Genomic DNA, 21010 nt, shown 5'->3' on the forward strand with positions numbered 1-21010 from the left:
GTTACTCATAAAACTCCGAATCTTCGGCCTCGCCAAAGCCTGCGCCCCAGAAATAGGGCTCCTCTGTTTCTCGCTCCAGCGAGCCCATGGCAGCCCCGACGAGCTGCGCCGCATTGGCAACCTGAATATCTTCCGGAACCCTTTGTCCGTCAGTGATATAGCTGATGGGCAATGAATTCTGGATACACACGTTAATCACTTCGCCCAGATTCAGACTTTCATCCAATTTGGTAAGTATGCAGCCGCTTAATGGAATACGCCGGAAATGGTCAACCGCCTCCTGCATCACCCGACGCTGGGAAGTTGCCGACATCACCAGATAACTGCGGATCCGTACCTTGGCATTCTTGACCAGGGTATCGAGCTGCTCGGTCAGGCGGATATCCCGTTGGCCAACCCCGGCCGTATCGATAAGTACCAGCCGACGATGGCGGAACTGATAAAGGGCATTGGCCAGCTCTTCGGCATCACGCACCTGCCGTACCGGGCAACCCATGATGCGGCCATAGGTCTGCAGCTGTTCATGGGCACCAATCCGGTAGTTGTCGGTGGTGATCAGCGCCACTTGCTCGGCGCCATACTTCATGGCGAAACGGGCCGCCAGCTTGGCAATAGTGGTGGTTTTGCCCACCCCGGTCGGGCCAAGCAGCGCCACCGCGCCGCCCTGACGCATGATCTCGTCCTCGCTGATCTTGAGCTGGGCCGTCAACACCTCGGCCAACTGGGCCATCGCCTGATGGATGGACATATCTTCGGGGATCAGTCCCGCCAGTTGATCGGCAAAGGCATCATCAAAGCCGAGCTTCTTGAGCTCCTTGATCAGCAGAGCCCGCATCGGTTCGCGGCGCTCCACCTCTTGCCACATCAGCCCGGAGATCTGGTGCTCCAGCAATTTGCGGATGCTGGCCATCTCCTTGCGCATCCCCTCCATCTCCTGATCCCGCTGAGCAGGTTGAGGGGGGCGCTGGCCGGACGCAACCCGGGCCTTGGGCTTGGCAGGTTCCGGAGCGGCGCCCCACTGCCCCTGCTCGGCCAATGTTCTGGGCGCAGCATTGGCAGCGGCCAGACCGGCCGATTGGATATTACCCAGTGGCGCCCCATTGCCCGGCTTGAGCTTCTGCTGGCGCGCCAGCAAGGCGGCCAGGGTATCGGCATAATGTTCGTTCTGCTCCTTCGCCGGCGACGGCTCGGGGCGGATCATCTGCCGTGCAGCAGACGAAATATTGACGCTCTCATCGTTCAGCTGACGGCGAACCGGCGCATCTTTGGGCCCCGGGATCTGGGATTGATAATCGACTGCGGCGACTATCTCTACCCCTCCGGTGACCTTCTTGTTGGACATGATGACGGCGTCAGGCCCGAGAGTCTCCTTGACCTCGGCCAGAGCCGTTCGCATATCCTTGGCAAAAAACCGCTTAATCTTCACCCGTCGTCTCCGCTAACTAGTTCTGCCCTACCGCACTGACGATGCGGATCTGCTTGTCGTCAGGCACTTCCTGATAAGACAGAACGCGCAATCCAGGAATGGCATTCTTGACAAATTTCGCCAGGGTATTGCGCAAGATCCCCGATGTCAGAAGCACGGCCGGTTGGCCTTCCAACTCTTGTCGTTGAGTGGCTTCCACCAGCGAGCGCTGCATCCGCTCTGCCAGACCCGGTTCAATACCGGCACCATCACCGCCACCAGCCTGCAGGGATTGATGCAATATACGTTCCAATTCCGGCGCCAAGGTAATCACCGGCAGCTCGGGATCGGGGCCTGCAATCTCCTGCACAATCAGGCGACGCAGGGCAATCCGGCAAGCGGCCGTGAGCACTTCCGGATCCGGACTGCGCGGCGCGTATTCAACCAGGGTCTGCAGGATAGTGCGCATATCGCGGATTGGCACGCCTTCATTGAGCAAATTCTGCAATACCTTCACAAGGTTACCCATGCTGATCACTTCCGGTACCAACCCTTCGACCAGCTTGCTCTGATGTTTGCCAATCATGTCGAGCAGTTGTTGTACCTCGTCATGGCCCAGCAGCAGAGCCGCATGGTTGGTCAGGATCTGGCTCAGATGGGTAGCCACCACGGTCGCGGTATCCACCACCGTATACCCCAGCGTCTGTGCCTGAGAGACCATCTCCTTGGCAACCCAGACCGCTTCCAGCCCGAAGGCGGGATCCCGGGTCGCTATCCCCTGGATCTGGCCGAACACCTGCCCCGGATTGATGGCCATCTCCTTATCATGGTAGACATTGGCCTCGCCGGTACTGACCCCCATCAAGGTGATGCGGTATTGGTTTGGCGCCAGATCCAGGTTGTCGCGAATGTGGACGGCCGGGACCAGAAAGCCCAGCTCTTGCGAGAGTTTCTTGCGCACCCCTTTGATCCGGTTGAGCAGTTCGCCACCCTGATTGCGATCCACCAGCGGGATCAGCTGATAACCCACTTCCAGCCCGATGATGTCCACCGGCATCACATCATCCCAGCTCAGCTCTTTCTGCTCATGAGGTTGTTCGGCAGTGGCAGGCAGCAGCTCGCCCTTAGCCGCTTTGGCGGCAGCCAGTTTCTCGCGGCGCAGCAACCACCAGGCGCCAGCGGCGGCAAGAGCCCCCAGACTCAGGAAGGCGAAATGCGGCATCCCCGGCACCAGCCCCATCATCAGCAGAATCCCGGCCGAGATGATCAGCGCCTTGGGATTGTCAAACAGCTGGCCTAGTACTGCGGTACCCATGTCCTGATCGGTATTCTGACGGGTCACTATGATGGCGGCGGCGATGGAGAGCAGCAGGGAGGGGATCTGCGCCACCAGACCGTCACCGATGGCCAACAAGGTATAGATCTCGGCAGATTCGCTGAAGGTCAGCTGGTGCTGCATCATCCCGATGATGAAGCCGCCGATAATGTTGATAAAGAGGATCATGATGCCCGCAATGGCATCCCCTTTGACAAACTTGGAGGCACCATCCATGGAGCCGTAGAAGTCGGCTTCCTGGGTCACATCCTGACGACGCTTCTTCGCCTCTTCCTGATTGATGAGGCCGGCGTTCAAATCGGCATCGATGGCCATCTGTTTGCCCGGCATCGCATCAAGGGTAAAACGGGCACTCACTTCCGCGATCCGCCCGGCACCCTTGGTGATCACCACAAAGTTGATGATCATCAGGATGGTAAAAACGATGATGCCGACCGCATAGTTGCCGCCGATCACCACGTTACCGAACGCCTCGATCACATGGCCGGCCGCCGCACTGCCATTATGGCCTTCCAGTAACACCACCCGGGTCGAGGCAACGTTCAACGCCAACCGTAGCAAGGTAGCGAGCAGCAGTACGGTCGGGAAGGCCGCAAATTCGAGGGGGCGGCGGGTATAGACGGATACCAGCAGCACCACGATGGAGAGGGCAATGTTAAAGGAGAAGAGCACGTCCAGCATCAGCGGCGGGATGGGTAACACCACCATACCGAGCGCGGCCAATACCAGCAGAGGGGTGCCAAGGCCTTTGCCCAATACTCCCCGGTACTCTTTGAACTGGCCCAATACTGCCTTGAATTCCATCGCGCTTCTCAATTTCAACCTGCTGGTGCCAGATTAAAGCAAACATCAAGCCAACAATACAAGACATTGAAATGCAATGGATTTATTTTGACTACGTCAGAACTTTGTCATTTGCGATATTCGGTCGGAATGGGGAGATCTTTAGCCAGCGGCTGGGGACGGCGCCCCTGACCGCGGCGGAATTTCTTGAGCTGGAAGACATAGGCGAGCACCTGGGCAACCGCCGCAAACAGCCCTTCCGGGATCTCGTGGCCCAGCTCAGTTGAGTGGTAAATAGCCCGGGTCAAAGCCGGTGACGGCATGATGGGGATCTCGTACTCTCTGGCGATCTCCCTGATCTTCATTGCAATTTCATCGGTGCCCTTGGCCACGACCTTGGGCGCGGCACCGGGTTTTCCCGCATCATACTTGAGCGCTACCGAGTAGTGGGTCGGGTTGGTGATCACCACATCGGCCTTGGGTACATCCCCCATCATCCGGCGCATCGCCATCTGCATCTGCAACTGACGGATCTTGCCCTTTACCTCAGGCTTGCCTTCGCTGTCCTTGAACTCGTCCTTGACCTCCTGTTTGGTCATCTTGAGCTGACGCATGTGGTTCCACTGCTGGAACGGCACGTCGATGGCAACGATGGGAAGCAGGGCGCAGCAGAGGATGATCAACATCCAGAGAAACAACTCCAGCGCATCGATAATACCGCCGGGGAAACCCTCCATAGAGAGGTTAAGCAGGTGATTGAACTGGCTGGATAGCATCCACCAGGCAAACAGGGTGATGAACACCACCTTGGCGATGGATTTGACCAGCTCGATCAGCGACTGCACCCCGAACATGCGCTTGAGGCCGCTGAGTGGACTCAGCTTGCTCATCTTGGGCATCATGGCTTCGGTGGAGAAGTTCATCCCCCCCATCAGGGTGTTGCCGATAAAAGCGGCAATCGCCACCAGTGCAAACAAGAGTCCCAGCGGAAGCACCAGTTCCCCCAGCAGCGCCGGCACCATAGCGATCATGGCATTGGGATCGAAAGCCTGCTCCCTGTCCAGGGTAAAGCCCATGGTGACAACCTTGATCATGGCCGTCGCCAGCGAGGCTTTGAGCATCAGCAGGCCAAATACCGCCGAGAGCAGAACGCTAGCGGTCCCCAGCTCTTTTGAACGTGCAATCTGCCCTTTTTCACGGGCCTGTTGCAGTCGTTTGCCCGTGGGTTGTTCGGTACGTTCCTGGTCGGTATCAGCCATGAGCGCCCCCGAAGCACTGGGTGTTGATCAGCTCGCAGCTGACCTCCTGCACCCGCTCCCACATGATGTCGAAGTGGCCGAGGAACCCGCCGATAGTGAGCCAGAGGATCAGCAGACCCGACATCATGCTGACCGCAAAACCGATACTGAAAATGTTGAGTTGCGGCGCAGCCCGGGTCATGACACCAAAGGCGAAGTTGATTAAGAGCAAGGCGACGATGGCAGAAAGGGCCATCACCAGTGAGGCCTGATACATCACACCGAGAAAACCGATCAGGGTACGGATGGCCGGTAAAGTGAGTCCGGCGTCCGACACCGGCAAGGTCTCAAAACTGAGGATCACCAGCCGCAGCATCACCAGATGACCATCCAGCGCCAGAAACACCAGGGTCGCCAACATCAGATAGAACTGACCCACCACGGGAGCCGACTGGCCATTCATCGGGTCCACCAGGGTGGCAAAACCCAAGCTGGTCTGCATGGCGATGACCTGACCGGCCATCACGAAGCTCTCCATCAGAAACTGGGTCATCAGGCCGAGTGCAATACCGATCAGCAGCTGCTGGCCCAATACCAGAAAACTGCCGGCAGAGAAGAGCTCGATAGGGGGCATTTTCGGAAGCAGCGGGGCAATCAGAAAGGTGATAGCAAGCGCCAGCCCCATCCGTACCCGCGCAGGAGCAAGGCGGCTGCCAAACACCGCCATCACCATCAGCAGGCTGCTCACCCGCGCCAGCGGCCAGAGGATGGAAGACAACCACTCCATGATCAGAGCGGTTGTGTAGGTCATCCCACCACCTCGGGGATTTGATTGACCATCAGTATGAAGAAGTCCATCAGACTCTGCAGACCCCAGTGAGCGCCAGCCCCCAGCGCAAACAGTGTCACGATGAGACGGGGCAGAAAGCTCAGGGTCTGTTCGTTGATGGAGGTGGCCGCCTGAAAGATGGCTACCACCAGTCCGATTGCGAGGCTGGGCAGGATCACGGCGCTGACCATGATATTGACCAACCAGAGCGCCTCGCGAAAGACGTCGACAAAGGTTTCAGGACTCATGTTCGGGCTCCTTGCGCTCGACCGGCTAACCGGCACCCAGTCCGAAACTGTTGGCCAGTGACCCCAAAATGAGGTTCCAGCCATCCACCATCACAAACAGCATCAGCTTGAAGGGCAGCGAGACGATCATCGGCGAGAGCATCATCATCCCCATCGCCATCAGGATACTGGCGACCACCAGATCGATGACCAGGAACGGCAGGAACAGCATAAAACCAATCTGGAATGCGGTTTTCAGCTCGCTGGTGACAAACGCCGGGATCAACACTCGTAGCGGCACATCGGCAGGTTTCTCCACCTGCACGTTGGCGATCTCCATAAAGGTATTGAGATCCTTGATCCGGGTCTGGGCCAGCATGAACTGGTGGATGGGCAACTCGGCCCGCTCCAGCGCCTCCTTTGCCTGAATGGTCTCGGCCAGATAGGGCTGCAACGCCTCATCATTGATGCGATCCAGCACCGGCGACATGATGAAGAACGACATAAACAGGGCGATGCCGATCAACACCTGGTTGGAGGGACTCTGTTGCAGACCGATCGCCTGGCGCAAGATACCCAACACCACAATGATGCGGGTAAACGAGGTCATCATGATCACCATGGCCGGCAAGAAGGAGAGCGCGGTCATCAGCGCCAGCACTTGCAGGGTCAGGCTGTACTCCTGAGAGCCATCCCCCATGGTCTTGACGGTCACCGCCGACATGGCGTCCTGTGCCAGCGTAGGCCAGGAGCAAAACAGTGGTATCAGCAGGCTGACCAGCAGCCCCGTTTTCAGCCATAAGCCGTTAGCTTTTTTCATGCTTGCCCATCAATTTGCCAAGCTGCTGGGAAAACGCCTGCGGCTGGTTTTCGTCCAGCGGCTCCTCCAGCCGGTAGAGAAAGTTGACCTGCTGCGGTGTTACGCCGACCAGCAGTTGCTGTTCGCCCACCTTGACCACCAGCAGCTTCTCTTTGTAACCCACCGGCAACGAGGCGATGACCCGCATCTGGCCGCCCCCCATGGCGGTTGCCAGCTTGCTCTTCTTGAGCAGAAAGCCCAGCACCAGAATGAGACCAATCACCATCAGACTGGAGAGCAACCAGGAGCTCAGGCTAGGCACGTTGGCAGATGCCCCTGTCTCGGCAAAGGCCGGAACAGGCATCAATAACAACAGGAGGCGCATCATTTAAGCTTCTTGATCCGTTCAATCTGGCTGATGACGTCAGTCAGGCGGATACCGAACTTGTCGTTCACCACCACCACCTCGCCGTGAGCGATCAGGGTGCCGTTAACCAATACGTCCAGCGGCTCGCCAGCAACCCGATCCAGCTCCACCACCGAGCCCTGGTTCAGCTGCAACAGGTTGCGGATGCTGATCTGGCTGCGGCCCACCTCCATGGCGATAGTGACCGGAATATCGAGAATGGTGTCGAGCTTGCGACGCTCCTCGGCACTGATGGGGGCATCATCTTTCAACTCTTCCAGCGGGGCTGGCTTGGCTTCCGCCGTCACCTGCTCCTCAAGAGCCGCAGCCCAGGCATCAGCCATCAGATCCTCTTCCTCAGTTCCGCTCATCTTGTTTCCTTATGCTACTTCGTGACCGTTTACCGTAATAAACCGTCAATTATCGCTGTTGATCTTCGATACTGCGCTCGAGCTCTTCCAGCTCGGCCTCGCCATCAATTCGTACCCCGCCCCGGGTCACCAGATGCATCTCCGTCTTGACCCCTTCCGGACGTTTGAGCTTGTCGGTGATCTTGAGCGCCACATTATCCTTGGTGCGGCCCATCTTGGCGTGGAAAGTGGGCAAGTCCTCGACAAAAACCAGCAGATTTTCCGGCATATCGACCGGAATGATATCACCGGGTCTCAGCTCCATCAGTTCACGCAGGGTGAGTTCGGTCTCCAGCAGCTTGGCCCGCAGCTCCACCTTGACGTCCATGATCTCGTCACGCAGCGCCTTGCTCCAGCGTACGTCGGTATCCCCCTTGTCACTCTGCACACCGGCGTCCAACAGCTCGCGGATCGGCTCCAGCATGGAGTAGGGCATCGCCACGTGGAAGTCGCCGCCGCCACCATCGAGCTCGATGTGGAACGAGCTGACCACGATCACCTCGGTCGGGCTGACGATGTTGGCCATCGCCGGGTTCACTTCGGAGTCGAGATACTCGAACCCCACGTCCATCACCGGCGCCCAGGCATCCTTGTAATCCTCAAACACCAGTTTGAGCAGCATCTGGATAATGCGCCGTTCGGTCGGGGTAAATTCGCGCCCTTCAATCTTGGCGTGATAACGGCCATCGCCACCGAAGAAGTTCTCTACCAGGATGAAGACCAGTCGGGCCTCCATGGTGATGAGCGCCGTCCCCTTGAGCGGGCGGAAGCGCACCATGTTGAGACTGGTCGGCACAAACAGGGTATGAACATACTCGCCAAACTTGAGCATCTGCACGCCGTTGATGGAGACCTCGGCGGTACGACGCATCATGTTGAACAGGCTGATCCGCATATGGCGGGCGAAACGTTCATTCACCAGCTCCAGCGTCGGCATGCGACCACGGACGATGCGGTCTTGGGAGGAGAAGTCAAACTGGGCTACGCCGGGGTCTCCAGCGCCGCCTATCTCTTCCTCTTCGACATCATCGACACCGTGCAAGAGGGCATCAATTTCGTCCTGACTTAACAGATCGCTCACGCTTCACCTACTGCATTACAAAGCCGGTAAACAGCACTTGTTCGATAACGGGGGAAGAGACCAGGTCCTTGAGCACCCGACGGCACTCTTCCAGTGAATCCTTGCGCAGCTTCTCCTTGCCTTCAAAGGTCATCAGCTGTTCGGCACTGGCTGCGCTGAATACCCGCAGCAAGGTGCCTTCAATCAGGGGGATATTCTGTTTGGCCAGCGTCTCGTCGGCGGTACCGCGCACCATCAGCTGGATCTTGATCTGCACCAGTCTATCTCGCTGGGCACCTGCGACGTTGAAGACAAAGGGGCGTGGCATACCGACATAGAGGGAAGGTTTAGGCGCTTCCTCCTTGGGTGTGGCCTCGGCACCTTCCGCCGCTTCAGCAGGCGGTTTATCGGAGCCGGAGAGCATCAGGAAGGCGCCAACACCACCACCGCCCAGCAAAATAACCGCCAGGGCAATGATAATGATCAGCTTCTTTTTCTTGCCCGCAGCCGGGTCTTTTAGCGTCAACTCGTTATCGTCAGCCATCCCTTGTCCACCCTAGTCTCAAACTTGTTCGATATCATAAACTTACTCGGGATTGCATCAAGCATAGAAATCAATTCCGGAACCGTTTGTCGATTCCACCAGCAAACTGGGGTTGGAAGTGGTGAGTTCCCCTTCAACCAGCCCGTTACCGGACCGCGGCTGACCACTACTCTGCCCCTGCTGACCCTGCCCGTTAAAAGTGGGCTGGCCCTGTTGCTGCTGTTGTTGCGACTGCTGCTGCACCTGCGTCTGACCAAGCTGGATCCCCTGCCCTGCCAGCATGTCACGCAGCCGGGGCATCGCCTGCTCCAGCATCTCGCGGGTCTGTCCATGTTGTACCACAAAATGGACGTTGGCCTGGCTGTCGGCCCCCATCTGGATCTGGATCTTCATCTTGCCAAGGCCGAGGGGGTCGAGCTGAATTTCCGCCTGTTGCAGTTTTTCGGCCAGCATCACATTGACCTTCTGGTGCAATTCGGCAGGCGCTTCCTGGCTGGCCAGTTTCAAATGGGGTAAATTCTGCGGCTCACGGCGCAGCGTCGTCTCAGCGGCGGGCGCCCGGCTATCGGCTACCTGTGGCTGAGTCTGGCTGTTCTGGCCATGCTGAACGGTCTGGCTCGGGCTGCTCTCACTGCTAGATGTCGTCGCAACCAGGCTCTTCTCCGCCTCACCGGCCTTCGGTTTTACCTCAAGCGAAACCGCTTTGCGCACCTCGTCGGTGCCGGTCACTTCCATCTGCTTGATGCCGGCTGAAATGGTCGACAACGGCGCTTGCGGCCCCTGAGATTCAGCCTGTGCCAACACCTGCTGCGGCGCCACCATCACGGGGGCGGCAGCACTATCGGTTGGAGTCGTCGCATTTGTCGTTACGCTGCTCTGGGCTGCGGCACTTTGCGCCGTCGCCACGGGCGCCGAACCTTGATTAGCGGCGGTGGCTGGCTGCTGGCTACCCTCAGCGGCACCCTTTTCTGCCCCCTTGCCAGTTGCACCACTGCCCTCAGCCGTGGCTGTAGCTGTGCCAGCCTCAGGCTGCTTGAGCCCCTCATTGAAGGCCTTGAGGACGGCCCCCTGAGTCGCGGCTTGCGTCGCCTGCCCCTTGTTAATCACAGCATTGCTGGCGGTGGTGTCGGATTTGCTGTCGCCCTTCTTTTTCTCTGTTAATCGCTCTTCCTGTTTAACGGTAAGCAATTCGTCAATCTGATTCCCCTTAGCCCTGCTATTGCCCGCACTTTTATGACCATCATGCCCCTCTACGGTAGCTGAAAGCCCCTCGCTGAAAGCCTTGAGCGCAGCCCCCTGAGTTGTGGCTTGCGTCGCCTGCCCCTTGTTAGTCAAAGCATTGCTGGCGGCGAGATCGGATTTGCTGTCGCCAGCCTCGTTTGCAGCGAGAGACTCAGCGGATTTGGCAGTGCTTGTCGACTCATCGACCGGCAACACCTTGGCCAGCTGGGCCATTCGCTCTGCCCCCGTGAGGGGCTTGGTGTGCTTGCCATCTGCCCCGAGGGTTTCGCCCTTGGCAGAGGCTTTATTCCCGGCCTGCCCATCTGCAGTAGTGGCGGCATCTTCACCTTCAGATGAGAGAACGGCAGCAGAGGCATCGCCCTTAGCCACCACTCGCGCCGCTGAGGACGATACCGTGGGATCAAGAGTCGAATTGGCGGTCGTCGCCAGCGGCGACTGCGCCCCGGTCTGACCGGCAAGCTGGCTGGCAATTCTGGCAGCGGCAGGAGTCTGCTTGCCTTCATCAAGTGCAATCCCCTCCTGCTCACCCTCTTGCGGCAACGGATTGCCGTCTACCGCAGTGGCGCTCTGTTGGGCCGCCACCGCCGGCTGGGGAGTCACTAGCGAGGTATCGAGCTTGAGGGAGTCTTGCAGGCGCAGCAGAAAGTCGGTGGCAGGGACCTCCTCCACCTTGTTGTCGGCGTCAGGATCCTGCTCCTTGCTGGTCTCCTCTTTGGGAGAGGCGCTTTCGGTCGCCAAAGATTTGGCTGATCGAACATGGTTACCGCCCTGAGTGGCCTCGGCGGCGCCCTGTTCGCTGTTCCGGGCCTTGGCAATCAGGGTGGCGAAATCACCCTTGCTGTCGCTACCGGTTCCCCCATCGATACTTTTGCTCTCGACGGAACCGCTCAGAGGCGTTTTGTCCAACCCGTTGGCCGGAGCCGAAGGCGTTTGTGTCAACAGTGTCTGCATCATGATGGGATCCCTGAATTCTGGTGGCCCCCAAAGAGATGGCCGCCGACAATGTCCATATCAAAGCAAGTTACAGGCCAGATTGATGAAATCGTCGCAACATGGCGTACTCATCCAGCATCTTCTGCTCCTGACGCTGGGCTTTCTGCCGCTCGCGGCTCGCTTGCTTCTCCAGCAACAGCTCTACCGCCTTGCGCCGCTGCTGGGCTGCCAGCCACTCTTCACGGCGCTGTTCTAGCGCCTGACGCACCTGCAACACCCCTTCGTACTGCTGGGTCGCTGCCTGTTCGAGCTTGTTGATAAAGGAGTGATACTGGGTGTTTTGCTGGGGTGAAATCCCCTGCAGGCCGCGATCGGTCCACTGCTGGTGATAGATCTGGCGGTACTGGTTGAGGGCATTTTGCTGATCCATGAACAGCTTGAGATCCTGCTGCGCCTTCACCAGTGCCAGCGCACACTGCTGCTCCGCCTCCACCAGCCGATCGGCCAACAATACCAACCCTTTACTCATCGTCGACCTCTCTGTTACCGACCATCATCAGCGCATCAATGGCATCGCCACCATCTGCAAGGCTTGCAGGCCATCATCGTAGTGAATGACCTCGCGCATCCCCTGCTGCAAGAACTGATCCAGATAAGGTTTTTGAATGATGGCGCGGTCAATGCGCGGATCGGAACCCTGACTATAGGCACCGATGGTGATGAGATCCCGGTTCTGCTGATAGAGGGAGTAGAACTGCTTGAGGGTGCGCGCCAAATCCATATGTTCCGGCGAAGTGACCATGGGCATGACCCGGCTGATGGACTTCTCGATATCGATGGCCGGATAGTGGCCCGCATCGGCCAGCTCGCGCGACAGCACTATGTGGCCATCGAGGATCGCCCGCGCCGCATCGGCAATGGGATCTTGCAGGTCATCCCCCTCGGTCAGTACGGTGAAGAATGCCGTGATGGAGCCCTGGCCGTCACTGCCGTTACCCGCCCGCTCCACCAGCGCCGGTAATTTGGCAAATACCGAGGGCGGATAACCCTTGGTCGCCGGCGGCTCGCCCACCGCCAGCGCGATTTCCCGCTGGGCCTGAGCGTAACGGGTGAGGGAGTCCATCAAAAGCAGCACATTAAGCCCCTGATCGCGGAAATATTCTGCAATGGCCAGCGCCGTTTCACACCCCTTGAGCCGCATCAGCGGCGAGGCGTCGGCGGGAGCCGCTACCACCACGGAGCGAGCACGGCCCTCCTCTCCCAGAATGTCTTCGATAAACTCTTTAACTTCCCGGCCTCGTTCACCGATGAGGCCGACCACCACCACATCCGCCACCGAGCCACGGGTCATCATGCCAAGCAGCACGGATTTACCGACACCGGAACCGGCAAACAGCCCCATCCGCTGGCCCTGACCCACCGTCAGCACGGCGTTGATGGCACGCACCCCCACGTCCATCGGCTGATGGATCGGGCGGCGAGAGAGCGGATTGATGCGATGCTGGGCAAACTGCACGGTCTGGGAGGAGAGAATGGGACCGAGCCCATCGAGTGGCTGACCAATGCCATCGATGACCCGACCAAGCAGGTTCATCCCAACCGGAATGCCGTGCTCTTCGGTGATGGGCACCACCCGGGCACCGGGGATCACCCCCTTGAGCTGCTCGCTCGGCATCAGATAAAGGCGATCGCCAGAAAAACCGACCACTTCAGCCTCCAGCGTCCCATCAAGGGTATCGATGCGGCAGAGGGCACCGATGGCGGCACGGCAGCCGATGGCTTCGAGGGTCAGCCCCACCACCCGGGTCAATTTGCCGGCGACCGGCGGTTTGGGGGCGCTGTCGCGTACCTTGTACCCTTGCAACCGGTTCAATAGCGAGCCGCTCATCTGGCCTCCTGAGAGCTAAAAAGTGCAGCCGGACGGCAACGTCCAGCATCGGTTATGGGCGTGAGTCCGGCGAAGCCGGTTTCTGCGACGCATTATCCCGCAAGAAGTTGCGCAGCAACTGATCGATGCGCGCGGAGAGGGTCAAATCGATGCTGGAGAGCTCGGTCGCCAGTTGCAGATCGCCGGGGGAGAGGGTGGGATCGCTCTGCAATCGCCAGTGGCGCTTGGCGCACTCTTCGGCGCCAAATGCCTGTTCGATTCGCGCTATATCGTCGGGATGCAACATCAGAGTCACCCCCTGCTCGGCGGCGGGCAGCAAGGCCAGCCCCTCTTTGAGCGCCTCCAGCAAAATACGAGGAGAGGTCTCCGCTTCGTGACGAATAAGCGCGCGGGCCAGTTGCATCACCAGCGAGACCAGCTGCTGCTCCACCGCCTGATCCAGCTCGTTAAGCGGATTGGCAAGGCGGGCGGCGAGCCCCTGCCAGTGGGCGATCTCCTGCTCCACCAGCTCGCGCCCCATGGCCAGCCCCTCCTCGCGCCCCTGTTCGAGACCGGCAGAGTGGCCCTGTTGCAATCCTTCCAGCTTGCCCTCTTCCATCCCCTTGGCATAACCGGACTCGCGCCCCTCGGCCATCCCCTCTTCCCAGGCGGCCTGACGGATCGCTTCAAGCTCTTCGGCGGTGATGCTGGGGGCCGGCTCCTGTTCGGGCTCCGGCTCCACCACCTCCTCTTCCTGCTGATACCAGTCAGGGGCCAGGCCAAGAGCATTGGTAGGCGCTCCCGCCTCTACCTCGACCTCCATCTCGGGCCAGCCCCAAGTCTCAACCCGGGCATCATCGCCCTCGGGGCGCACATAACCACGCAGTTTGTTGTTCATGCTTTGCGCGGCTCCTCACCACTGCCTGATGCGGGCTTGTCATCGCAATTCTGTTTATGGGCCATGGCTTAGAGGAACTCCTCACCGCCACCGGCACCCAGCATGATTTCGCCGGCATCCGCCAGACGACGGGCGATGGAGAGGATCTCTTTCTGGGCCGCTTCCACTTCTGAGACCCGGATCGGCCCCATGGCCTCCAGATCGTCCGCCAGCATTTCGGCCGCCCGTTTGGACATGTTCTTGAAGATCTTCTCGCGCATCTGATCGTCGGAGCCCTTGAGGGCACGTTGCAGCAGATCCCCCGGCACTTCCCGCAGCATGGTCTGGATGCCGCGATCGTCCACATCGATGAGGTTTTCGAACACGAACATCAAATCCTGGATCTGCTGGCTCATCTCTTCGTCCGACTCGCGGATGGAGTCCATCAGCTGGCCTTCGATATTGGTATCCAGATAGTTCATGATGTTGGCGGCTGCCTTCAGGCCGCCCATCTTGGCTGCCTGGGCACCGGCCGCACCGGCGAACTGTTTCTCCATGATGTCGTTCAGCTCTTGCAATGCCGCCGGTTGTACCTCTTCGAGGTTGGCGATACGCATCACCAGATCGAGGCGCACCTGCTCCGGGAACTGGCTCAGGATCTCGGCGGATTGCTCCGGCTCCAGATAGGAGAGCACGATAGTCTGGATCTGCGGGTGTTCGTTCTGGATGATGCTGGCCACCTGACGGGCATCCATCCACTTGAGCGAATCGAGGCCACGGGCGCCGGAACCGAGAATGATCTGGTCCACCAGATTGCTCGCCTTGTCCTCGCCAAGGGCCGCCACCAACGCCTTGCGCACGAAGTCTTCGCTGCCGATACCGATGTTGGTGTACTTCTGGATATCGTCGATGAATTGACGGTGCACCGCCGCCACCCGATCGTGACTGAAGTCAGACATGGAGGCCATCGACATACCGAGCCGCTGCACCTGCTTGGGCTCGAGATGACGGAAGATCTGGGCGGCATCCTCTTCATTGAGGCTCAGCATCAGCACCGCAGCCATCTCCATCCCCGACATCTGGTCGAGGATCTGGCGCTGACTGTCGGTGATGTCATTGCCGGTGACTTGACTCTTCTTTTCTTCAGGCATCTTTGTTCGTTACCCATTCTTTAATGACCTGAGCGGCCAGATCCGGCTCGTTCGCCACCAGCGCACGTACCGCCTTGAGCAAGTCTTCATCACGGTGCAGATCCGGCAGTTTCAGCTGGCCATCGCGTACACCAAATACCTGATCGTTCTCGACTTGTGCTGACAGCAGGCTCAACTCGTCGTCGCCACCCAGTACGGTGTGGTTGTCGAAATCCACTTCCCCTTCCGGTTTGGCATCCGGGTAGAGCAGTCGCTTGAGCATGGGGCGAACCACGGTGACGATCAAGACGATGATCACCAGTACCGAGGCGGCAATCCGCACCGCACGCCAGAACCAGGGCTGATCGTAGAGCGGCACTTCAGCCACGGTATCCAGCTCTGGGCGATTGAACGGAATCGCGACCACCTCAAGGGTATCACCACGGGTCACATCAAAGCCAAGGCCACCACTCAGCAAACGACGCAATGTATCGAGTTCTGCCTGGGTGCGCGCCTCACGAGTCACGGCCCCGTCGGCACCGGGTACCGCTTTGTAATCCACGGCAACCGAGACGGTCATGCGGCGAATGCCTCCCATCTGGCGACGGGTATGGCTGACGGTGGTATCCAGTTCGAAGTTGCGGGTCGCCTCTTTGCGGGAACGGCCCGAAGCGGCAGCGCTGGCACCATCACCACCGGTCGCCTCCTCGGGAATATTGGAGGCAGCAGGGGGTTGGTTGGAGAGGGCGCCAGGCACACCACCGTTGCTGCCGCTGGCGCTGTTCTCTTCCATGGTCATTTCGGAGCGCACTGCAGGCAGATCCGGGTTGTAAGTCTTGCGGGTCTGCTCCTGCTGGGAGAAGTCGAGGGAGAGATCCACTTCCGCCGTATAGTTGTCGGCCCCCAGCACCGGGATCAGGATGGCGTCAATTTTTTGTTTGTACTCCAGCTCCTGCTTCTGCTGCATGGCAAACTCTTTGCGAGTCTGGGCCGAGATCGGGTCTTGCGAGCCGGAGTTGAGCAGACGGCCATTCTGGTCGGTGACGGTGACGCGGGTCGGCTCGAGACCGTGCACGGCAGAGGCAACCATATCGACGATGGAGTCCACCTCCCCCTGCCCCAGCGCCGCCCCTTTCAGGTTGAGCACCACGGTGGCACTGGGTTTGCGTTCGTTGCGGGCAAACACGTTGTCTTTCGGGATAGCCAGCAGCACCTGGGCCTTGGCCACATTCTGGAACTGCTCGATGGCGCTCGCCAGCTGGCGCTCGCGGCTCAGCTTCAGACGTTCGCTCTCCATCCGCTGGCTGACGCCGAAACTGGAATCTTTGAGCAGGATATCTTCACCACCGATGTTGCTATCGGTAGCATTGGCAAGACCGGCACGGGTCAGGGCCAGCTGGATAGTGGGGTAGCTTTCGGCGTTGACCAGCACGCTCTTGCCATCCACCTCGTAGGGGATCTTCTGCTGATCGAGGAAGTCGAGAGTCTTCACCAGCTCCTGGGTGGTGTAGGTGCCGAGGGGACGCATGTCCGGCTCCTTGCCCCACAGCAGGATAAACACCGCAATGGCCAGACAGATGGCAAGCCCCAAGATCAGGGTGATTTGCCGCAGCACATCGGTGTTGGACAGGAAGCCCAGCGCCGAACTCTTCTGCTCATTTTCATCGAGGGCGGCGGTGCCCTCATCGTTTATCAGCAGATCGCCGTTTTGGTCAGTAGCCACGATTTATGTCCTTATTGCTGACATGTTCATGATGTTCAGTCGTCATGGTTTATTGGCGTCGCTTATACCGGCATGTTCATGATGGTCTTGTAGGCATCGACCATCTTGTTGCGCACCTGTACCGTGGCTTCAAAGGCGATGGAGGATTTTTGGCCCGCGATCATCACTTCGGCCAGATCCACCGACTTGTCGCCCATATCGAAACGGGTGCGCAGATCATTGGCGGCCCCTTGCAGCTCGTTGACGTTGCCAAGCGCCTGTTGCAGCAGCAGACCAAAGTCGGAGGTTACCTGACGACCGGGTTGTGCCAGCGGCGTTGCGCCTGCTTCGATCTTGAGCGCCTGCATCTCTTGCATCAGGCTGCTTGCACTAATTTCCATTTTCCATCCCCAGACAAATCATTGACGCTGGCATGCAACAAGCAATTAGAGTGCCAATCAGATAAAACTCATGCCAGGCAAGGGGTATTGCGGGGTCATCAGCAGGATAAGATGTGTAAAAAGCGAGCGCTACTGCCGGTAGTGGAACCTTGGTACGTAACCGGCAGAGGCGGGTCACCTTATTGAGTCAAGTCCTTGTCAATCCAGTACTTGGAGCCGGAGATATTGGCATCGAGCAGCAAACCCTTCTCGCCAATCTGGTAGATGGCCATGCCGCCATTATATTTGGCGGTCAACTCGGCGCTCTCCTTGCCAGCCACCACGCCCACTTCGGAAGTAGCCTCCCACCCCTGGGTCACGAAAGCATCGAATCTGGCCTTGTCTTCAAACAGGATCACCTGCTGATAGAACTTGCCACCAATCCCGGCCGCCAGACCCGCACCAAACATCTTCATATAGGTGTGCTTGCCGGTTTTGCGATTGACCGCCACCCCGGCCCCCTGATTGGTATGCAGCATCAGGGAGAACTTGCGCGAATCGAACACTGCATAGCCATAAGCCTTGTCAAACAATAACTTGGCTGATGGCTGCTCGTTGAACAACCGGATCAGCGCAGTGTCGGCCATGGTATTGAGCGCGATCCTCGCCTCTTTCGCCGTCTTGGGGTTGAGCATCTCGTTGAGCTCCTTGTCGGCCGCCTTCAGCCACTCCTTGCCGGTCGCGATGCTCTTGTCGGTCCAGACCCCGGCGGTATTGAAGGCATCCTCCCCCCAGGCCGAGATGGAAGCCCAGCTCTTTTTGGAAAAATCGCTGACATCCTGCCACACCTCCTTGCTGGTCTCGCTCACTGCCGCTCCCAGATCGGACGCTGCGGCCTTGAGCTTGGCCCAGTCGGCATAACAGGGTGAGAAGGCCAGACTCAGTGACAAGGCCAGCAACCAGTTACGCTTGTTCATTTTTTCACTCCCGTATTGTCGAGTGTCTGGGTTACCTGGGACGATCACCTACAACAGGCTACCCGCTGAAAATCACTCCCGCATTATCGGAAGGGGAATCCAGTTAAGCAATCATTGAGTCCTGTTTATCCCGCTACAGCCTAACAGCGGTTAACAAAAAGGCTGCTCATCAAAGAGGAGCAGCCTTGTTAAGCACAGTAAAACCGGACGGGCTTATTCGACCATCATCACCTTGCAGGTGTTGGTACTACCCACGGTTTCCATCTTGTCACCGTGAGTCAGCAGCACCATGTCGCCGCTCTGCAGCAGCCCCTTCTCCTTGAGCACGGCCAGCGCATCGCGGCACACTTCGTAGACCGGTTTGGTCTCGTCACCGTCAAACATCACTGGGGTAACGCCACGGTAGAGATTGGTCCAAGCCAGGGTCTTGTTGTGGGGAGACATGGCGAAGATCGGCAGACCGGAGCTGATACGGGACATCAGCAGCGGCGTGGTGCCGGACTCGGTCAGTGCCACGATCGCCTTGACCCCTTCCAGGTGGTTGGCCGCATACATGGTGGACATGGCCACCGCCTCTTCTACCGAGGTGAAGGTGTAGCTCATGCGGTGGTTGGAGACGTTCAGGCTCGGGTGCTTCTCGGCACCGACACAGACGCTCGCCATGGAGGTCACGGTCTCGATGGGGAATTGCCCTGCGGCGGTCTCGGCTGAGAGCATCACCGCATCTGTACCATCCAGCACGGCGTTGGCCACGTCCATGACCTCTGCACGAGTCGGCAGTGGCGCATTGATCATCGACTCCATCATCTGGGTAGCGGTGATCACCACGCGGTTCAGGCGACGGGAGTGGCGGATCAACTTCTTCTGTACGCCAACCAGCTCGGGGTCACCGATCTCGACACCCAGATCGCCACGGGCGACCATCACAGCATCGGAACCGAGGATGATGTCTTCCATCGCCTCATCGGTGGCGACGGTTTCGGCACGCTCAACCTTGGCCACGATCTTGGCATTGGAACCGGCTTCGCGGGCCAGCTCGCGGGCGTAACGCAGATCATCGCCACAGCGCGGGAAGGAGACAGCCAGATAGTCCACATTCATGCGGGCAGCGGTCTTGATGTCTTCCTTGTCTTTCTCGGTCAGGGCCGGAGCGGAGAGACCGCCCCCTTTCTTGTTGATGCCCTTGTTGTTGGAGAGCGGCCCGGCCACGGTCACCGTGGTGTGAATGCGGGTGCCTTCAACCTGCTCGACCTTCAGCTGCACACGACCATCGTCCAGCAGCAGGATGTCGCCCTGCACCACATCGTCTGGCAGGCTCTTGTAGTCGATACCGACCTGCTCCTGACAACCTTCACCCTTGCCGAGTGCCGCGTCGAGAATGAACTTGTCACCGATGGCCAGATAGATTTTGCCATCCTTGAAAGTGGAAACACGGATTTTCGGGCCTTGCAGATCACCCATGATGGCGACGTGACGACCGAGCTTGGCAGCAATGTCACGCACCTGATTGGCGCGCAGGATATGGTCTTCAGCAGTGCCGTGAGAGAAGTTCATCCGCACCATGTCGGCCCCGGCGCGGATGATCCCTTCGAGGATCCCTTCGCGGTCAGTAGCCGGACCGAGTGTGGTTACAATCTTTGTACGTCTAGGCATGAAAGACTCCAATATGAAGTTGATATGACTTGAGATTCTGCCCCATCAAGCCCATGGCTCGATGCACCCGTTTGCAAACCATCTGGGTGGTTTTTGTTATTAAATTACAATACTACACCAAGGTGGGTGGCATAGACAGTCGGGGGCCGGAGCCCCCGACGGTTCAGGAAGAGTGCGGGGTTTCGAAGCGGGATTCGCGCAATCCCTCTTTTACTTTCTTCAGATTTTCACGAAATTTCATCCCCCGGCGCAGGGTAAAACCGGTCGCCAGCACATCCACCAGCGCCAGCTGGGCGATGCGGGATGCCATCGGCATATAGACATCGGTATCTTCCGGCACATCCATGGAGAGCACCAGATTGCACTCGCGGGCCAGCGGGGAGTCCTTGGCGGTCATGCCGATCACGGTGGCGTCGTTCTCGCGAGCCAGCGCGGCGATTTCGACCAGCGCCTTGGTGCGACCGGTGTGGGAGATCAGCACCACTACATCCCCTTCGCTGCTGTTGATGCAGCTCATGCGCATCATGACGATATCGTCAAAGCTCACTACCGGAATGTTGAAGCGAAAGAATTTGTTCTGGGCATCGCGGGCAACGGCGGAGGAGGCGCCAAGGCCGAAGAAGCTGATCTTCTTGGACTGGGTCAGGATATCGACGCAGCGGTTGATAGCGGAGATATCCAGGCTGTTTTTGGCGGCATCCAGACAGGCCATGGTGGATTCGAAAATCTTGGCGGTGTAGGTATCGGGCCCATCTTCCGCTTCCACATGACGATTTACGTAAGGGGTGCCATTGGCCAAGCTCTGGGCCAGATGGAGTTTGAAATCAGGAAAGCCCTTGGTATCGAGACGGCGGCAAAAGCGGTTGACGGTCGGTTCACTGACGTCGGCCATCTTGGCCAGAGCGGCGATGCTGGAGTGGATGGCGGTCTGGGGAGACGCCAGGATCACCTCGGCAACCTTGCGTTCTGATTTACTGAAACTTTCCAAGTTGTTCGTAATTTTATCAAGGGTATTCATCATCACCACCAGGCGTTTTTGTAATTTAGCTTCAGTGTCTTTGCACTCAATCTACGGCTAAGCAAGTTTCCATTCAAGCTAAGGACTATACAAGACAAGCGGTTATGGCAACTAACGCCTGCCATACAAAGTATGACTCATCTCTAATTATTTCGTACTTTTCGTTACAAAACGTCACCTAGCCATGAAAGCGC

At 58.5% G+C, this 21010-nt stretch carries 20 protein-coding genes; all 20 read right to left on the reverse strand.

What is annotated here, in order from left to right:
• Position 1: 1 nt before the first annotated feature.
• The gene (gene flhF, locus AB5Y86_RS13205) at positions 2-1426 is read right to left on the reverse strand and encodes a flagellar biosynthesis protein FlhF (protein WP_368193030.1); all 1425 of its coding nucleotides are present in this window, start codon (positions 1424-1426) and stop codon (positions 2-4) included.
• Positions 1427-1442: 16 nt separating this feature from the next.
• The gene (gene flhA / locus AB5Y86_RS13210) at positions 1443-3545 is read right to left on the reverse strand and encodes a flagellar biosynthesis protein FlhA (RefSeq protein ID WP_005353675.1); all 2103 of its coding nucleotides are present in this window, start codon (positions 3543-3545) and stop codon (positions 1443-1445) included.
• Positions 3546-3652: 107 nt separating this feature from the next.
• Positions 3653-4783, reverse strand: coding sequence for a flagellar biosynthesis protein FlhB (flhB, locus tag AB5Y86_RS13215; RefSeq protein WP_368193031.1), 1131 nt, complete (start codon positions 4781-4783; stop codon positions 3653-3655).
• Positions 4776-5573 carry a flagellar biosynthetic protein FliR gene (gene fliR, locus AB5Y86_RS13220; protein ID WP_019444720.1) on the reverse strand — a complete coding sequence of 266 codons (798 nt, stop codon included), beginning with the start codon at positions 5571-5573 and terminating at the stop codon, positions 4776-4778. Before fliR ends, flhB begins: the two co-directional genes overlap by 8 nt.
• Positions 5570-5839, reverse strand: coding sequence for a flagellar biosynthesis protein FliQ (gene fliQ / locus AB5Y86_RS13225; RefSeq protein WP_069529536.1), 270 nt, complete (start codon positions 5837-5839; stop codon positions 5570-5572). The genes fliR and fliQ overlap by 4 nt, the downstream gene beginning before the upstream one ends.
• A gap of 25 nt (positions 5840-5864) precedes the next feature.
• Entirely contained in the window at positions 5865-6638 is a 774-nt protein-coding gene (gene fliP, locus AB5Y86_RS13230) for a flagellar type III secretion system pore protein FliP (RefSeq protein WP_064340920.1), read from the reverse strand.
• Positions 6625-7005, reverse strand: coding sequence for a flagellar biosynthetic protein FliO (gene fliO / locus AB5Y86_RS13235; protein ID WP_368193032.1), 381 nt, complete (start codon positions 7003-7005; stop codon positions 6625-6627). The genes fliP and fliO overlap by 14 nt, the downstream gene beginning before the upstream one ends.
• Positions 7002-7394: a flagellar motor switch protein FliN gene (fliN, locus tag AB5Y86_RS13240; RefSeq protein ID WP_005298791.1), complete on the reverse strand. Its 393-nt coding sequence runs from the start codon at positions 7392-7394 to the stop codon at positions 7002-7004. The genes fliO and fliN overlap by 4 nt, the downstream gene beginning before the upstream one ends.
• Positions 7395-7443: 49 nt before the next feature.
• Entirely contained in the window at positions 7444-8514 is a 1071-nt protein-coding gene (gene fliM, locus AB5Y86_RS13245; protein WP_005334736.1) for a flagellar motor switch protein FliM, read from the reverse strand.
• 7 nt (positions 8515-8521) lie between these two features.
• On the reverse strand, positions 8522-9037 hold the full coding sequence (gene fliL / locus AB5Y86_RS13250; protein WP_040065335.1) for a flagellar basal body-associated protein FliL: 516 nt from the start codon (positions 9035-9037) through the stop codon (positions 8522-8524).
• Between the two features lie 57 nt (positions 9038-9094).
• Positions 9095-11233, reverse strand: a complete 2139-nt coding sequence (locus AB5Y86_RS13255; protein ID WP_368193033.1) for a flagellar hook-length control protein FliK — start codon at positions 11231-11233, stop codon at positions 9095-9097.
• Between the two features lie 67 nt (positions 11234-11300).
• Positions 11301-11741 (reverse strand): flagellar export protein FliJ, encoded by a 441-nt coding sequence (gene fliJ, locus AB5Y86_RS13260; protein ID WP_368193034.1) that lies wholly within the window; start codon positions 11739-11741, stop codon positions 11301-11303.
• A gap of 27 nt (positions 11742-11768) precedes the next feature.
• Positions 11769-13100: a flagellar protein export ATPase FliI gene (gene fliI / locus AB5Y86_RS13265; RefSeq protein WP_005334747.1), complete on the reverse strand. Its 1332-nt coding sequence runs from the start codon at positions 13098-13100 to the stop codon at positions 11769-11771.
• A gap of 52 nt (positions 13101-13152) precedes the next feature.
• Positions 13153-13977 (reverse strand): flagellar assembly protein FliH, encoded by an 825-nt coding sequence (gene fliH, locus AB5Y86_RS13270; protein ID WP_368193035.1) that lies wholly within the window; start codon positions 13975-13977, stop codon positions 13153-13155.
• 68 nt (positions 13978-14045) lie between these two features.
• Positions 14046-15107, reverse strand: a complete 1062-nt coding sequence (gene fliG / locus AB5Y86_RS13275; RefSeq protein ID WP_005334749.1) for a flagellar motor switch protein FliG — start codon at positions 15105-15107, stop codon at positions 14046-14048.
• Positions 15100-16809 (reverse strand): flagellar basal-body MS-ring/collar protein FliF, encoded by a 1710-nt coding sequence (fliF, locus tag AB5Y86_RS13280; RefSeq protein ID WP_005334750.1) that lies wholly within the window; start codon positions 16807-16809, stop codon positions 15100-15102. Before fliF ends, fliG begins: the two co-directional genes overlap by 8 nt.
• Positions 16810-16871: 62 nt before the next feature.
• Complete coding sequence (gene fliE, locus AB5Y86_RS13285; protein WP_005353687.1) at positions 16872-17189, reverse strand: flagellar hook-basal body complex protein FliE; 318 nt, start codon at positions 17187-17189, stop codon at positions 16872-16874.
• Positions 17190-17368: 179 nt separating this feature from the next.
• Entirely contained in the window at positions 17369-18145 is a 777-nt protein-coding gene (locus tag AB5Y86_RS13290) for a hypothetical protein (RefSeq protein WP_069555618.1), read from the reverse strand.
• A gap of 213 nt (positions 18146-18358) precedes the next feature.
• Positions 18359-19798: a pyruvate kinase gene (gene pyk / locus AB5Y86_RS13295; RefSeq protein WP_005362071.1), complete on the reverse strand. Its 1440-nt coding sequence runs from the start codon at positions 19796-19798 to the stop codon at positions 18359-18361.
• A 163-nt stretch (positions 19799-19961) separates the two neighbouring features.
• Positions 19962-20816, reverse strand: a complete 855-nt coding sequence (locus AB5Y86_RS13300; protein ID WP_005334759.1) for a MurR/RpiR family transcriptional regulator — start codon at positions 20814-20816, stop codon at positions 19962-19964.
• Positions 20817-21010: the final 194 nt, after the last annotated feature.

The sequence above is a fragment of the Aeromonas sp. s8 genome (assembly GCF_040907785.1).
Lineage (GTDB): Bacteria > Pseudomonadota > Gammaproteobacteria > Enterobacterales > Aeromonadaceae > Aeromonas > Aeromonas veronii.

Coding starts and splice junctions, on each gene's coding strand:
- AB5Y86_RS13255 (WP_368193033.1), bottom strand. CDS start 11,233: ATGATGCAGACACTGTTGACACAAACGCCTTCGGCTCCGGCCAACGGG.
- flhA (WP_005353675.1), bottom strand. CDS start 3,545: ATGGAATTCAAGGCAGTATTGGGCCAGTTCAAAGAGTACCGGGGAGTA.
- fliR (WP_019444720.1), bottom strand. CDS start 5,573: ATGACCTACACAACCGCTCTGATCATGGAGTGGTTGTCTTCCATCCTC.
- fliL (WP_040065335.1), bottom strand. CDS start 9,037: ATGGCTGACGATAACGAGTTGACGCTAAAAGACCCGGCTGCGGGCAAG.
- fliN (WP_005298791.1), bottom strand. CDS start 7,394: ATGAGCGGAACTGAGGAAGAGGATCTGATGGCTGATGCCTGGGCTGCG.
- fliE (WP_005353687.1), bottom strand. CDS start 17,189: ATGGAAATTAGTGCAAGCAGCCTGATGCAAGAGATGCAGGCGCTCAAG.
- pyk (WP_005362071.1), bottom strand. CDS start 19,798: ATGCCTAGACGTACAAAGATTGTAACCACACTCGGTCCGGCTACTGAC.
- flhB (WP_368193031.1), bottom strand. CDS start 4,783: ATGGCTGATACCGACCAGGAACGTACCGAACAACCCACGGGCAAACGA.
- fliP (WP_064340920.1), bottom strand. CDS start 6,638: ATGAAAAAAGCTAACGGCTTATGGCTGAAAACGGGGCTGCTGGTCAGC.
- AB5Y86_RS13290 (WP_069555618.1), bottom strand. CDS start 18,145: ATGAACAAGCGTAACTGGTTGCTGGCCTTGTCACTGAGTCTGGCCTTC.
- AB5Y86_RS13300 (WP_005334759.1), bottom strand. CDS start 20,816: ATGAATACCCTTGATAAAATTACGAACAACTTGGAAAGTTTCAGTAAA.
- fliO (WP_368193032.1), bottom strand. CDS start 7,005: ATGATGCGCCTCCTGTTGTTATTGATGCCTGTTCCGGCCTTTGCCGAG.
- fliJ (WP_368193034.1), bottom strand. CDS start 11,741: ATGAGTAAAGGGTTGGTATTGTTGGCCGATCGGCTGGTGGAGGCGGAG.
- fliI (WP_005334747.1), bottom strand. CDS start 13,100: ATGAGCGGCTCGCTATTGAACCGGTTGCAAGGGTACAAGGTACGCGAC.
- fliH (WP_368193035.1), bottom strand. CDS start 13,977: ATGAACAACAAACTGCGTGGTTATGTGCGCCCCGAGGGCGATGATGCC.
- fliG (WP_005334749.1), bottom strand. CDS start 15,107: ATGCCTGAAGAAAAGAAGAGTCAAGTCACCGGCAATGACATCACCGAC.
- fliQ (WP_069529536.1), bottom strand. CDS start 5,839: ATGAGTCCTGAAACCTTTGTCGACGTCTTTCGCGAGGCGCTCTGGTTG.